This is a genomic window from Pseudomonas sp. KUIN-1 (assembly GCF_009176725.1).
GTDB classification, from domain to species: domain Bacteria; phylum Pseudomonadota; class Gammaproteobacteria; order Pseudomonadales; family Pseudomonadaceae; genus Aquipseudomonas; species Aquipseudomonas fragariae.
This window is the reverse complement of record NZ_AP020337.1, coordinates 643688-657582: the sequence shown is the minus strand read 5'-3', so window position 1 is coordinate 657582 and position 13895 is coordinate 643688. Positions and strand designations below refer to the sequence as shown.

The 13895-nt window shown below is 61.1% G+C and carries 11 protein-coding genes and 1 pseudogene; 6 read left to right on the top strand and 6 right to left on the bottom strand.

The window, feature by feature from the left end:
* Both tsaE and KUIN1_RS03090 read right to left on the bottom strand, forming a co-directional pair.
* A complete protein-coding gene (gene tsaE / locus KUIN1_RS03095; protein ID WP_172980033.1) occupies positions 1-471 on the bottom strand; it encodes a tRNA (adenosine(37)-N6)-threonylcarbamoyltransferase complex ATPase subunit type 1 TsaE in 471 nt (156 codons plus the stop codon).
* A complete protein-coding gene (locus KUIN1_RS03090) occupies positions 459-1949 on the bottom strand; it encodes an NAD(P)H-hydrate dehydratase (protein WP_152091820.1) in 1491 nt (496 codons plus the stop codon). Before KUIN1_RS03090 ends, tsaE begins: the two co-directional genes overlap by 13 nt.
* 63 nt (positions 1950-2012) lie before the next feature.
* On the opposite strand from KUIN1_RS03090, the gene queG reads away from it, so the two are divergent.
* Positions 2013-3101: a tRNA epoxyqueuosine(34) reductase QueG gene (gene queG / locus KUIN1_RS03085; protein WP_103713823.1), complete on the top strand. Its 1089-nt coding sequence runs from the start codon at positions 2013-2015 to the stop codon at positions 3099-3101.
* A 735-nt stretch (positions 3102-3836) separates the two neighbouring features.
* On the opposite strand, the gene KUIN1_RS03070 is transcribed toward queG, so the two are convergent.
* A complete protein-coding gene (locus KUIN1_RS03070; protein ID WP_003393544.1) occupies positions 3837-4448 on the bottom strand; it encodes a trimeric intracellular cation channel family protein in 612 nt (203 codons plus the stop codon).
* Positions 4449-4544: 96 nt separating this feature from the next.
* Entirely contained in the window at positions 4545-5081 is a 537-nt protein-coding gene (orn, locus tag KUIN1_RS03065) for an oligoribonuclease (RefSeq protein ID WP_003317189.1), read from the bottom strand.
* 108 nt (positions 5082-5189) lie between these two features.
* Between orn and rsgA the strand changes: the two genes are divergently transcribed.
* Positions 5190-6221, top strand: coding sequence for a small ribosomal subunit biogenesis GTPase RsgA (gene rsgA / locus KUIN1_RS03060; protein ID WP_003366295.1), 1032 nt, complete (start codon positions 5190-5192; stop codon positions 6219-6221).
* A gap of 61 nt (positions 6222-6282) precedes the next feature.
* Here the strand turns inward: rsgA and motB are convergent, their stop codons facing one another.
* On the bottom strand, positions 6283-7332 hold the full coding sequence (gene motB / locus KUIN1_RS03055) for a flagellar motor protein MotB (RefSeq protein WP_003402902.1): 1050 nt from the start codon (positions 7330-7332) through the stop codon (positions 6283-6285).
* 3 nt (positions 7333-7335) lie between these two features.
* Positions 7336-8187 carry a flagellar motor stator protein MotA gene (gene motA, locus KUIN1_RS03050; RefSeq protein WP_003402900.1) on the bottom strand — a complete coding sequence of 284 codons (852 nt, stop codon included), beginning with the start codon at positions 8185-8187 and terminating at the stop codon, positions 7336-7338.
* A 207-nt stretch (positions 8188-8394) separates the two neighbouring features.
* Here motA and KUIN1_RS03045 point away from each other — a divergent pair, with 207 nt between their 5' ends.
* The 4 genes and pseudogenes from KUIN1_RS03045 (at position 8395) to KUIN1_RS03035 (ending at position 13839) form a co-directional block, all read left to right on the top strand.
* The gene (locus KUIN1_RS03045; RefSeq protein ID WP_057458100.1) at positions 8395-9930 is read left to right on the top strand and encodes an HDOD domain-containing protein; all 1536 of its coding nucleotides are present in this window, start codon (positions 8395-8397) and stop codon (positions 9928-9930) included.
* Between the two features lie 45 nt (positions 9931-9975).
* A pseudogene (locus KUIN1_RS27885) lies at positions 9976-10788 on the top strand (rhodanese-like domain-containing protein); the annotation flags it as partial.
* A 147-nt stretch (positions 10789-10935) separates the two neighbouring features.
* The gene (gene asd, locus KUIN1_RS27880; RefSeq protein WP_024640312.1) at positions 10936-11799 is read left to right on the top strand and encodes an archaetidylserine decarboxylase; all 864 of its coding nucleotides are present in this window, start codon (positions 10936-10938) and stop codon (positions 11797-11799) included.
* Between the two features lie 255 nt (positions 11800-12054).
* Positions 12055-13839, top strand: coding sequence for a hypothetical protein (locus KUIN1_RS03035; RefSeq protein ID WP_057458099.1), 1785 nt, complete (start codon positions 12055-12057; stop codon positions 13837-13839).
* The last annotated feature ends 56 nt before the right edge of the window (positions 13840-13895 follow it).

Here is a 13895-nt window from a genome sequence, read left to right as displayed (position 1 = left end):
CTATTTGAATTCCAAAGCCAAAGTGGCACACCACTGTTCGCCACGCGAGCCCAGCGGGCTCAATATCACGGACCGACCTTCACTGTGCGGCACAATGGTAATGGTCAGGTCGGGCTTTGGCAAAAAGCCTGCACCGCGTTGGGGCCATTCAATCAGACAAAGTGCATCGCCGTCGAAATAATCACGCACGCCCATGAACTCGAGTTCTTCAGGATCGACCAGCCGGTAAAGATCAAAGTGGAAGACCTTTATCGCACCGATTTCGTACGGCTCGACCAGCGTGAAAGTAGGACTCTTGACAGCCCCGGCATGCCCGAAGCCGCGAATCAATCCCCGCGAAAGCGTGGTTTTTCCAGCGCCCAGATCGCCATCCAGAAAGATGACGCCAAGGCCTTCTGTAACCTTGGCCAGGCGTGCACCAAAATCCATCATTGCCTCTTCGCCAACCACATGCAGCGTTAAATCAGACACGGTTGCAGCTCCTCCAGTAACTGACGAATGGCAGGAATAATATCGCTGGCGGCCAACCCGCGACCGTACTCGCCGACTGTCTGACCGGCGCTTGCGTGCAGCCATACCGCCAGACAGGCCGCGTCGAATGGCTTGAGATGCTGCGCCATCAGCGCACCGATCAATCCGGCCAGCACGTCACCCAGTCCCGCAGTGGCCATGGCCGGATGACCGCGGTCGCACAGCGCCAGTTGCCCGTGCGCGTCGGCAATCAGGCTGCCGGAGCCCTTGAGCACACAAACCGTATCGAATTTACGCGCCAGCGCTCGTACTGCAGCGGCCCGGTCCGCCTGAACCTCCTTGATGCCCACGCCCAGCAAGCGTGCCGCCTCGCCCGGATGCGGGGTGATGACACTGCCTTTGGGCAGGCTGACCAGCCCGGCGGCCAGCATATTCAGCGCATCGGCGTCCCACACCTGCGGACGATCCGCATTGGCGGCTGCCGACAGCAGGCTGCGCCCCCAGGCCGACTGCCCCAGTCCGGGGCCGACCACCAGCACGCTGGCTGGCTCGATCAAGCCCATCAGCTGGTTGGCCGAATGAATTGCCGCGCTCATGATCTCCGGCATGCGCGTCAGGGCGGCCGCAACGTGCTCGGGCCGTGTGGCCAGCGTCAGCATGCCTGCACCGCTGCGCAGGGCGCTTTCGGCGCTGAGCAACACGGCGCCACCAAAACCGTGATCGCCACCGATGACCAGCACGCGGCCAAACATGCCTTTATGAGCGGTCCGCGGACGCGCTGCCAGTTGTGGCAGGTTGTGTTTATCGAGGCGCTTCGCGCTGAACGGCATCTGCGCCACCAGCGCCGGGTCTGCTCGCAGGTCGTCGAAAATCAGCTCACCCACCAGATCCGCCGCATCCCCCGTCAGCAACCCCAGTTTGAGGCCGATGAACGTAACGGTCACATCGGCACGCACCGCGACACCCAGCGTCTGGCCGGTATCTGCGCTCAAGCCAGACGGAATATCCGCCGCCACGACGGGCAGACCACTGTCGTTGACAGCCTTGATGGCCGAGACATAGGGCTCGCGCACGTCGCCGTCGAGCCCGGTACCGAGCAAGGCATCCAGCACGACACCGGCCAGCGACTGCCCGGCCCATGCCTGAATATCAATACCGAAAGCCGCAGCATGCGCCGCCGCAGCATCACCGGTCAGTGCAGCCGGGTCGCCGACGGCCAGCACCCTGACCTGCCAGCCGGCCTTGTGCGCCATTGCAGCCACCAGATACCCGTCACCGGCGTTGTTACCACGCCCGGTCAATACGGTCAGCTCGTTGGCCTGAGGCCAGCGCCGAAGTAGCGTGTGCCACAACGCCTGCGCGGCACGCAGCATCAATTCCAGGCCGGGTGTACCGGCCGCAATCAGCCGTGCGTCGAGGTCGCGGACCTGCGCAGCGCTATACAGCGCGTCGGGTAAATGAGGTTTAGTGTCGAACATGCGTCTATGGGCTCCGATGTCTGGCAGAATTATACGCACCTTGGCCCCGGTTTCTCTCTGCGCATGTCCGCTATTACTGCTGTACCTCCCACTTCCGATGATCTTGCCGCCCTTGCCGTTTCAATCAAGGCGTGGGGGCGTGAGCTGGGCTTTCAGGAAGTCGGGATCAGCGGCCTGGACCTGGCAGAGCACGAACAGCATCTGCAACGCTGGCTCGATGCAGGCTATCACGGGGAAATGGACTATATGGCAGCCCATGGCAGCAAACGTTCCCACCCCGATGAGCTGGTGCCGGGAACGCTGCGCGTGGTGTCGCTGCGCATGGATTATCTGCCGGGCGACACCGAGATGGCGCAGCGCCTGACCGAGCCGGAAAAAGCCTACGTCTCACGCTACGCGCTGGGCCGTGATTATCACAAACTCATCCGCAAGCGCCTGCAGCAACTGGCCGAGCGTATTCAGCAGGCCATCGGGCCGTTTGGCTTTCGAGCCTTCGTGGACAGCGCGCCAGTGCTGGAAAAGGCCATCGCCGAACAGGCCGGGCTGGGCTGGATCGGCAAGAACACGCTGGTGCTCAACCGCAAGGCGGGCAGCTTCTTCTTTCTTGGCGAGCTGTTTGTCGATATTCCGCTGCCGGTGGATGCGCCCCATGCGACCGAACACTGCGGTCGTTGTACAGCCTGCCTGGACATCTGCCCGACTGCGGCGTTTGTCGGGCCTTATGTGCTGGATGCGCGGCGTTGTATTTCCTACCTGACCATCGAGCTGAAGACGGCGATTCCCGAAGAGCTGCGGCCGTTGATTGGTAACCGGGTGTTCGGCTGTGACGATTGCCAGATCGTCTGCCCGTGGAACCGCTTCGCCCGGCCAACCGAGCAGAGCGACTTTCAGCCGCGTCACAATCTGGACAATGCCGGGCTGGCCGAGCTGTTCCTCTGGGATGAAGAGAAATTCCTCGGCAGCACCGAAGGCTCGCCACTACGCAGGGCGGGTTATGAGCGCTGGCTACGCAACCTGGCCGTGGGGCTGGGCAACGCGCCCTCCACCATCCCGGTGATCGAGGCCCTGCAAGCACGGCGCGACTACCCGTCGGAACTGGTCAGAGAACATGTGGAATGGGCGCTGCAGAGACATGGCGTGGCGCCGCTTTAAAGGTACCCCCTGGATATTCCTGTGGGAGCTTGCTCGCGAAGGCGTAGTCACGATATATAGATTTTCAGCGACTGCACCGGCCTCTTCGTGAGCAAGCTCACTCCCACAGGTCCGCCGTGTTTTCAAGCCCTGTGGAACACTCCCGCAGGTCGGGGGTGTTTTCGAGCCACCTAGATGTTCTGCAGCAGCGCTGATCTTGTGCGAGCTTGCTCGCGAAGGCGTAGTCACGATATATAGATTTTCAGCGACTGCCCCGGCCTCTTCGTGAGCAAGCTCACTCCCACAGGTCCGGCGTGTTTTCAAGCCCTATGGATCACTCCCGCAGGTCGGGGGTGTTTTCGGGACACCTAGATGTTCTGCAGCAGCGCTGACCTTGTGGGAGCGAGCTTGCTCGCGAAGGCGTAGTCACGATATATAGATTTTCAGCGACTGCACCGGCCTCTTCGTGAGCAAGCTCACTCCCACAGGTCCGCCGTGTTTTCAAGCCCTGTGGAACACTCCCGCAGGTCGGGGGTGTTTTCGAGCCGCCTAGATGTTCTGCAGCAGCGCTGATCTTGTGGGAGCGAGCTTGCTCGCGAAGAGGCAGGGACAATCGCCGGAGATTTATGCCTCTGTCAGTCAGCCTTCGCGAGCAAGCGAAGCGTGGCCCGGCTCGCTCCTACATGGTTATGACTGAACAACATTGCCTCCCACAAGACTAGCTTGGGCATGCCGCTCGTGGCCCTCTCCCCCTCTTCAAGGCTCGTCTTTATAGACAAACTTGGGCATTTCCCAGCGGAAACGAATCGCCAGCAGGCGCAGCAGCAGGCCACCGAACAGGGTGATCAGCACCGCTTGCTCGTCCGGCAACTGCAGGTACTGGCATAGCAGAAAACACCACGCGGCCAGAAATGACACGCTGGCGTACAGCTCGCGGCGGAAGATCAGCGGGATGTCGTTGCAGAAGATGTCGCGCAGGATGCCGCCGAACACCCCGGTGATCACGCCACAGACTGACGCGATCAGCAGACCGTGCCCGGCCTCCAGCGCAGTCATACAGCCGATCAGGGTAAAAGCCACCAGTCCCAGCGCGTCGAGCACCAGAAACAGTGAGCGCAGATGACGCATCAGTGGCGCGATGAAGATCGTCACCAGGGCCGCCACACTGGTCAGGACCAGATACTCCGGATGTTTGACCCAGGTCAGCGGGTAATGACCGATCAGCACGTCGCGCACCGACCCGCCACCCAGCGCAGTGACGCAGGCGATCAGCACCACGCCGAACCAGTCCATCCCGCGCCGCCCCGCAGACAGGGCTCCCGTCATGGCTTCAGCAGTGATGGCAATCAGATAAAGCATCAGCAACATGGCGGCGACTCTGCGACAAAGGCGCGCAGTCTAACCAGCCGACCAACGCACTGAAAGAGTGCAGCGAAGATTATTCACTGCACCCGCGAGTCCCGATCAGGCCTTGATGAAGTGCTCGCGATAAAAGCGCAGCTCGGCAATCGACTCACGGATGTCGTCGAGCGCCAGGTGGGTGCTGCCTTTCTTGAATTTCAGCTCGGGGGACCAGCGCGCAGCCAGTTCCTTGAGGGTCGAGACATCCAGATTGCGGTAGTGGAACCAGTTTTCCAGCGTCGGCATGTGGCGATACAGGAAGCGGCGATCCTGGCAGATGCTGTTGCCGCAGATCGGCGAACTGCGCTCCGGCACCCACAGCTTGATGAACTCAAGGGTCTGCGCCTCGGCTTCAGCCATGCTGACGGTACTTTCGCGCACGCGCTGGGTCAGGCCCGAGCCGCCGTGCTGGCGCGTGTTCCACTCATCCATTTTCGCCAGTGTCTCGTCGCTCTGATGCACAGCGATCACCGGGCCTTCGGCCAGGGTGTTCAGCTCACTATCGGTGATGATCGTGGCCATTTCGATAATGACATCGGTATCAGGGTCCAGACCGGTCATTTCCAGATCGATCCAGATCAGGTTCTGCTTGTTCTGCATGTGTCGACTCCTCAGCGTAGGCGCGCAGTTTAGCTCACCCTGCCGTGCTAGACTCCTGCCGATCAATCGTACTGCCTAATTCATCGGTTACATCACATCGGAACACCCATGGCCAAACGCCAACTCAATCGTCGTCAGAACTGGCGCATCGAAAAAATTCAGGGCGAGCGTGCTGCCCGCGCAGCAAAACGCGAGTCCGCTACGCTTGAAACACTTGAGGGTGGCGACCTCGGCCCCGAGCAGACGGGCCTGGTGATCGCCCACTTCGGCGTGCAAGTCGAAGTGGAAGCTCAGGAAGGCGAAGTGACCGGCCAGGTCTTTCGCTGCCACCTGCGCGCCAACCTGCCCGCACTGGTAACCGGTGATCGCGTGGTATGGCGCGCCGGCAATCAGGGCATTGGCGTCATTGTCGCGCAACTGCCTCGAACCACCGAACTGCGCCGCCCGGATTCACGCGGCCAGCTCAAGCCTGTGGCGGCCAACGTCGACCTGATCGTGATCGTCTTCGCGCCGATGCCCGAGCCGCATGCCAACCTGATCGACCGCTACCTGGTGGCCGCCGAGCATGCCGGGATTCGTCCGTTGCTGCTGCTCAACAAGGCCGACCTGATCGACGAGCAGAATGCGCCCGCGCTCAATGCGCTGCTGGCGGTCTATCGCACGCTGGGTTACCCGGTACTGGAAGTGTCCGCGCACCACGGTGACGGCATGCAGAGCCTGCAAAGCCAGCTTGACGGGCACATCAGTGTGTTCGTCGGCCAGTCCGGCGTCGGCAAGTCCTCGCTGGTCAACAGCCTGTTGCCGGAAACGGACACTCGGGTCGGTCCGCTGTCCGAGGTTTCCGGTCAGGGCACACACACCACGACCACCGCCCGCCTGTTTCACTTCCCGCGCGGCGGCGATCTGATCGACTCGCCGGGCATTCGTGAATTCGGCCTTGGCCACGTCAGCCGTGCCGATGTAGAGGCAGGCTTCATCGAGTTCAACGACCTGATCGGCACGTGCCGCTTTCGTGACTGCAAGCACGACCGCGAACCGGGCTGCGCCCTGCTCAAGGGGCTTGAGGACGGCCGCGTTCAGCAGCAGCGCATGAACAGCTACCGCTCGATCATTGCCAGCCTGCCGCAAGACAGTTACTGAGCACCGAACGCCGCACGCAAAAACGCCGCGATCATCGCGGCGTTTTTGTATCGGTTGCAGCTCAGTTCTGGGCCGGCTCGACCCGCAATTTGCCATCGTCAAAGATATTCAGCTTCTGCCGGATCTCGTGCGGCTGTGCGTAGGCCTGCGGGTCGGGCGGCGCCGCTGTCGAAGCCCCCGGCGCAGCGGGAGCACCTGGAGCAGCAGGCACCGCCGGTGCGGGTGCTGTCGGCGCCGCAGGCGTGGCTGGCGCACCGCCGGAGTTCTGATCGCCCTCGATGCGGTGCTGGGCCTTTTTGGTCAGCACCACGATATCGATGCGGCGATTGATCGGGTTAGTCGGGTTCTGGCGATCATACAGAGCAGACGACGCGTACCCCACCACCCTGGCCACTTGTGAATCCGGATACGTCCCGGCTACCAGCGCACGGCGTGCAGCGTTGGCACGGTTGGCCGACAATTCCCAGTTGCCGAACCCGCCACTGCCCACGAAAGGCGTTGCATCGGTGTGGCCGCTGATACTGACCTTGTTCGGCACACTTTTGATGGTGTCAGCCAGGGCCAGCAGAATGTCTTCGAAATATGGTTTGAGACGCGCGCTGCCCGAGTCGAACATCGGCCGGTTTTCCGCATCCATGATCTGGATACGCAAGCCGTCCTGAGTGATCTCGAACAGAATCTGGTCCTTGAATTTCTGCAGCTGCGGGTTTTCCTCGACCTTGGTCTGCAATTCCTGGAGCAGCATCTCCAGACGTTCCTGCTCCACCGCTTCAGCCTTGGTCTCGGCATTTTCCGCCTCAAGCGGCACGGTGTCCGGCGACGGCGTGGTCTGCACCTCGGGGTTCAGCGTCTGGTTCGGCGACATCTCTGGCGAACCGCCCAGATCGATCACATAGGGCGAACCGCTGTCCGAGAAGCCGACCGGATCCTTGAAATAACCGGCGACCGCGAGTAACTGCTCCGGGGTGGCAGACGACATCAGCCACAGCACCAGAAAGAACGCCATCATCGCCGTCGCGAAGTCGGCAAACGCGATCTTCCAGGCACCGCCGTGATGTCCGCCACCAAAGCGCTTTACGCGCTTGATGATAATCGGCTGATTATTTTCCATAACTTAGCGACCGCGAACCGCTTGTTCCAGCTCGCTGAAGCTGGGGCGATGCAGCGGATAGAGAACCTTGCGGCCGAATTCGACAGCCAGCGAAGGCGGCATGCCGGAGGCCGAGGCCACCAGCGACGCCTTGATGCTCTCGTAGACGTTCATTTCTTCCTTGGCATCATGCGCAAGGCTGGTGGCCAGAGGACCGAAGAAACCGTAAGCCGCGAGAATACCGAAGAACGTACCGACCAGCGCCGCACCTACGTGCATGCCGATCGCTGCCTTGTCGCCCGAACCCAGCGACGCCATGGTCACCACGATACCCAGTACCGCAGCCACGATACCGAAGCCGGGCATACCGTCGGCGATACCGGTAATGGCGTGGGATGGATGCTCGAGGTCTTCTTTCATGCTCAGCAGCTCCATGTCGAACAGACCTTCCAGCTCGTGAGGAGCCATGTTGCCGGACGACATGATGCGCAGGTAATCGCAGATGTACGCAGTCATGCGCTCATCCTTGAGGACACCCGGGTATTTGGCGAAGATCGGGCTGGAGGCAGCGTCTTCGATATCCCCTTCGATCGCCATCATGCCTTCACGGCGGCTCTTGTTGAGGATTTCGTAGACCAGCCCCAGCACTTCAAGGTAATAGGCATGTGTGAAGCGCGTACCGAACATCTTCAGCGACTTCTTGAACACGTGCATGAACATGTAGCCAGGGTTGGCCTGGAGGAACGCGCCCAGTGCAGCACCGCCGATAATCAAGACCTCGTACGGTTGGAACAGCGCCATGACCTTGCCATGGGACAGCACATATCCGCCGATGACACTTGCGAGAACGACAATGATGCCGATGATTTTAGCCATAGGAAAAAATACTTTACTGAGTCGGGTTCAGGGACAGTCCGGAAGTTGTTGAATCTCTTCTTCTCCTTATCGGCCTAACTGGGCCAGACTATAGCCGGTTCTTTTGAAAAACCCATTTATGCGCCTCCATAAAAGGAGGAAAATGGCCTCAGCACCCCGTACGCTGGCGGTTTCCCAGCTCAGATAATCAGCCGCACAGGCCCTCGAATGCCGACAGTACACGCAGCACATCACCTCGTTCCGAAGACGCTGGATGCCTGGGTCAAACTGCTTGACGGCATCGCGTTGCCGGTCCCTGCCGTCAATCATGGACACGTCCGCGCCGCACTGAACGACAGTCGTCGTTCACTGCGTGAAATCGCCGAAATGATGCAGGAAAGTCCTGCGCTGGTGCTGAGCGTGATGCGCGAGGCCAACCATCACACCCACGGTTTGACCGAGCAGGCCGAGAGCCTTGAAATTGCCATCAACCGCCTGGGTCTGGCGCGTACCGAAGTCCTGCTGGGCCGTTTGCCGGCCAAGCCGCCCGAAGAAATTCCTGCGGCCTATCGCCAACTGATTCTGGTCAGCCAGCACGCCACGCAACAAGCCAACGGCCTGTTCGCCAGCCGACTGGCGCGACTCTGGCAGGACATCCACATGGGCAGCCTGCTGTTTCTGTCGCCGCTCTGGCCGATGGCGCTGGCTTATCCGAAGCTGCTCGAAGAGCTGGAACTGCGGGTTATCCACAAGGGCCATTCCAGCGCTGCAGTGGAAAAAGAGCTGTTCGGCGTCAACCTGCTGGAACTGTGCCTGGCACTCGCCGAGTTCTGGCGCCTGCCGATCTGGGTTACGCGCGGCTATAAACTGTTGATCAACGAGCGACGCGATCTGGCCAAGGCGCTGCGTATCGCCCGCGAAGACAACAGCCCGCTGCAGCAGCAACAACTCATGGACGACGACCCCAACCTGCGCCGCTGGCTGAACCAGCCCGCCAATACCGTGTTGCTGGGCAACGGCCTGGCGCTGGCCGCACAACAGGCCTGGAACAGCCCGCATTGCCTGCGCTGGGAACGGCTGACCAGCCTGTACCTGCAACAGCCGATCAGCGAAGTACAGCAACAGGCGCACCAGAATGCGGCCAGCAGCGCACGCGTCTATGCGGAAAAAGACCTCTGGCACCCGGCCGAATCGCTGATCTGGCCGTGGGATGCACGGCGTGTAAGGCGCGACAATGAGCCTGCACCTCCGCCATCGGCTGACGCCCTGCAAATGTGGCGCAAGCAATGCGCCGAACTGCTGCAGGATCCCAGCCCGTTCATCAACGCCATGCACCTGACCACCTCGGCGCGCGACGCCTTCATCTCGTGCGGCATGGAACGGGTCATGCTGCTGATGCTGGACAAGACCTCAACCGTGCTGCGCGTCAATCAGACTGCCGGACTGCCGAAGGACGCCGCTGCCTTGCAGCTGTTCATCAAGGAAAGCACCGTCCTGCAGCGCTTGCTGACCCAGCCGACGCAGTTACGCATGACGCCCGCCAACAGTGCGCAATTTGCCGCCCTGCTGCCCCCGCCGCTGAAAACCCTGTTCAGTGGCCAGCACTGGCTGATTCGCTCGCTGAGCAACAACGGCAAAGTCATGCTGCTGGTGGTCGCCGACCAGGGCGGCGGGGCCTTGTCGGAAATTTCCGTCCAGGCATTCGGAAAAACCGCGCAATGTATTGAACGGGCACTGGGCATCTTTAGTCATCGCAAAGCCTGAGGCCTGGCGTACAATTCGCCCCTTTCCTTTCATCGGAGGCTGCAAATGTCCGCATTCACTGGCTTGTCGCTGGTCATCGAACCCAACGATCTGCTTGAGCGTCTAGACGCCCCGGAACTGATCCTCGTGGATCTGACCAGCAGCGCTCGCTACGAAGCCGGGCACATTCGCGGTGCCCGCTTCGTCGATCCGAAACGTACACAACTGGGCACGCCTCCTGCCCCCGGCCTGCTGCCCGACACGGCCGGTCTTGAGCAAGTGTTCGGCGAGCTGGGCCACACCCCTGACGCTGTCTATGTCGTCTACGATGACGAAGGCGGCGGCTGGGCCGGGCGTTTCATCTGGCTGCTGGATGTCATCGGCCACAGCCGTTATCACTATCTGGACGGTGGACTGCTGGCCTGGGAAGCGCAATTGCTGCCGCTGAGCACCGACGTGCCGCCTGCTGCCGATACTCCGGTAACGCTGACGCTGCACGATGAACCTACCGCCACGCGCGAGTACCTGCAAAGCCGTCTGGGCGCCGCCGATCTGGCGATCTGGGATGCCCGCGCGCCGACCGAGTATTCGGGCGAAAAAGTGGTCGCGGCCAAAGGCGGCCACATACCCGGCGCCGTCAATTTCGAGTGGACGGCGGGCATGGACAAGGCGCGCAACCTGCGTATTCGCCAGGACATGCCGGAGATCCTTCGCGACCTGGGCATCACGCCCGACAAGGAAATCATCACGCACTGTCAGACCCATCACCGCTCGGGCTTCACCTATCTGGTGGCCAAGGCGCTTGGCTATCCAAGGGTCAAGGCATATGCCGGCTCGTGGGGCGAATGGGGCAATCACCCGGATACACCGGTAGAACTGCCGGATGTGGCCGCCGCGCCCGTCGAGGTTGCGCAACCCGTAGAGCCTGCCCAGCCAGCCCCGGCCGAAACCGTCGAACCGGTCCGCGCCACCGAACCGGGACGGACCTCACAGAAATATTCAGGACACTCATCCTCAGGACCTTCAATGAAAGACCGCTTGTTCATCATCAGCCAGTACCTGCTGCCACACCACCTGCTGTCCCGACTGGCAGGCTGCGTTGCCGAATGCCGCGTACGCTGGTTCAAAAACGCTTTCACTGCGTGGTTTGCCCGCCGTTATCAGGTGGACATGTCGCAGGCACTGGTCGAAGACCTGACGTCCTACGAGCACTTCAACGCGTTCTTCACCCGCGCATTGAAAGCTGACGCGCGCCCGCTCGATGCCACGCCGGGCGCGATTCTCTCGCCGGCCGACGGTGCCATCAGCCAGTTGGGCCCTATCGACCACGGCCGGATCTTCCAGGCCAAGGGCCACAGTTTCAGCGTACTGGAACTGCTTGGCGGCGACCCCAAGCTGTCGGCGCCGTTCATGGGCGGCGAGTTCGCGACCGTCTACCTGTCGCCGAAGGACTATCACCGCGTTCACATGCCACTGGCCGGCACGCTGCGTGAAATGGTCTACGTACCGGGCCGCATCTTCTCGGTCAACCAGACCACCGCTGAAAACGTACCCGAGCTGTTCGCCCGTAACGAGCGAGTGGTCTGCCTGTTCGATACCGAGCGCGGACCAATGGCAGTGGTACTGGTGGGCGCGATGATCGTGGCGTCTGTCGAAACGGTATGGGCCGGACTGGTCACACCGCCCAAGCGTGAATTGAAGACGTTCAGCTACGACGAAGCGGCGCGTGCGCCGATCCACCTGGAAAAAGGTGCCGAGATGGGTCGGTTCAAGCTGGGCTCTACCGCCATCGTGCTGTTCGGTCCAGGTCAGGTGAAATGGGCCGAACAACTGACGGCCGGCTCCAAGGTTCAAATGGGCCAGGCACTGGCCGTTCCGGCACAGGCATGATCGCGACCTGAGCCTCGATGCATGAGTGCCCGATGATGGATATTGGCACTCATGCAGCATGCCACCGGACGATAATGGCCTCCGGCCATAATTGCTGCGAACCTATGTCGATACTGGTAAAGTCGCCCGATCGATGCTGTAGGATACTTCGCACTTTCATGGGCGTATGCTCGGCATATCGCGGGTGCGCGATAACCTCGACCCCCCTATGAAGCCATCATCCAGGCCAGTGAGTTGTTGGAGTTTGTCTGTCACATGAGTAATTTTAGCCTCCCTCTGCTATTGCGTGCGCCCACGCCGACGCAGTCGAGCCTGACATTCAGTGAAGCCAATCCCCGCGACCTCAAACGCTGGATCTCCAGACTGCCCAAGGCAAACCTCGGAGAAATGGCGCGTCAGCTCTATCAGGGGCTGACCGAGCTGAACCAGTTGATCACCCCGAGTGAAAACCGCCTGCAATTGCTTGAATTGCTGCGGCCCGAGGTGTACTTCGTCTGCAAGCACCTCGAACGTCACTTTCTCAATCAGGCCATTGTGCTGGACGAGCGACCACGCAAGGTTGCCAACCTCTGCCAGGCGCTGCAAAACCATCTGGCGACCGGTTACAAGCAAATCATTCAGCAGGTCGCCCCGCGCTACACCCGAGACCAGGCCGGGCTGTTCAGCACCGCACTGCAACGAGCAGTGCACGGGCTCAACGGGCCGCTGATTCGCGCCAACCAGCTTTACTGTCCCGTTCAGGACGGCCTGTGGCTCGAGCTGCACCAGATTTATCAGATTGCCCGTCAGTACCAGCTACACAACACGCCGGTCGAAGAACCCCTGGCCCATCACAGCAAAGTGCTGAGCGTTGAACAGACCTATGTGATCGCACTGCTGATGGGCTGCTCGCGCTGCAATCAGATGCGCCAACTGAACATCGGCAAACTGGCCGATGCGCTGGAGGCCTGGAGCGCGCTGGTAAAACTGCAGTCGCCTGCCACGCAAAGCAGCCTCTTCGCCCTGGACCCGACGGCAGACAAACCGCCGCTGTATCGCACCCTGTTCAGTGACGAACAATCACCCCGGCTGCTGGGCATCAATACCTTGGCGCTGGCGGAAGCGATCAATCAGTACCTGGCCCTGCCGGACGACCAGCGCACGCCCTCACCGCTGCTGATCCCAACCGGTATCAACACCGACCTGCTGCAACATCTGGCGGTCGCCTGGGGTGATGTGGCCGAACGCACCTTTCAACGTACGCCCGGTCAGGGCACGCTGAGATTGTGCATCGGCATGAGCGCGCTGCATTTCTATGTCGCTGGCCAGAAGTCGTTCAGCGAGCTGTTGCAATTGAACAGCGCCACCAGTGCAGCGAGCTTTTCGTTGAAGATGGCCAATGATGACGCGGACGACCCGTGGGCCTCTGCCTTCGATACTCAGCGTGGCAAGACCTCATCCGTTCTGCTGCCCTACGAAGAGATTGAATACCCGAAAAACGACGGCGACAGCGACTCGCTGTCCAACAACCAGCACACGTTTCCGACCTTCGACCTGAATATCGTCAACCACAGCCCGGGCGGTTACTGCCTGGCGTGGCAGAAGGACGTGCCTCAACAGTTGCAGGCTGGCGAACTGGTGGGTATTCAGGACGACGCAGGCCAGGGCTGGAGCGTTGCCATCGTGCGCTGGATCCGTCAGGTACGCAGCGGGGGCACACAGATGGGCATCGAACTGATCGCCCCGTTTGCCCAGCCGTGCGGCATGCAACTGATTCGCGAACAACAGAACAGCCAGTACCTGCGAACTCTGATGCTGCCCGAAGTACGCGCCATGGAAAAACCGCCCACCGTGCTCGCACCGCGCCTGCCTTTTCAGGAAGGCAGCATGGTGATGATCAACGTCAACGGCGAAGAACGCCGCGCCTCACTGAGCAACCGGCAGGTCAGCAGCGCCAGTTACAATCAGTTTGAGTATCAGATGTACGACGCCCCGAAAGCCGCCGAAACCGAAAAGGCCATGCCGGATCAGGAATTCGATTCCTTGTGGGGCACGCTGTAGCGATCATTGCGACAGCCGTCGCGATTGCCCCTCGCCATCAGGAGCAGACCACGACG

Bases quoted from the DNA above. Each gene is read 5' to 3' on its own strand.
- KUIN1_RS03035 (WP_057458099.1), top strand. From the start codon at position 12,055: ATGAGTAATTTTAGCCTCCCTCTGCTATTGCGTGCGCCCACGCCGACG.
- rsgA (WP_003366295.1), top strand. From the start codon at position 5,190: ATGGCCAAACGCCAACTCAATCGTCGTCAGAACTGGCGCATCGAAAAA.
- asd (WP_024640312.1), top strand. From the start codon at position 10,936: ATGAAAGACCGCTTGTTCATCATCAGCCAGTACCTGCTGCCACACCAC.
- KUIN1_RS03045 (WP_057458100.1), top strand. From the start codon at position 8,395: ATGCCGACAGTACACGCAGCACATCACCTCGTTCCGAAGACGCTGGAT.
- orn (WP_003317189.1), bottom strand. From the start codon at position 5,081: ATGCAGAACAAGCAGAACCTGATCTGGATCGATCTGGAAATGACCGGT.
- motB (WP_003402902.1), bottom strand. From the start codon at position 7,332: ATGGAAAATAATCAGCCGATTATCATCAAGCGCGTAAAGCGCTTTGGT.
- queG (WP_103713823.1), top strand. From the start codon at position 2,013: ATGTCCGCTATTACTGCTGTACCTCCCACTTCCGATGATCTTGCCGCC.
- motA (WP_003402900.1), bottom strand. From the start codon at position 8,187: ATGGCTAAAATCATCGGCATCATTGTCGTTCTCGCAAGTGTCATCGGC.
- KUIN1_RS03090 (WP_152091820.1), bottom strand. From the start codon at position 1,949: ATGTTCGACACTAAACCTCATTTACCCGACGCGCTGTATAGCGCTGCG.
- KUIN1_RS03070 (WP_003393544.1), bottom strand. From the start codon at position 4,448: ATGTTGCTGATGCTTTATCTGATTGCCATCACTGCTGAAGCCATGACG.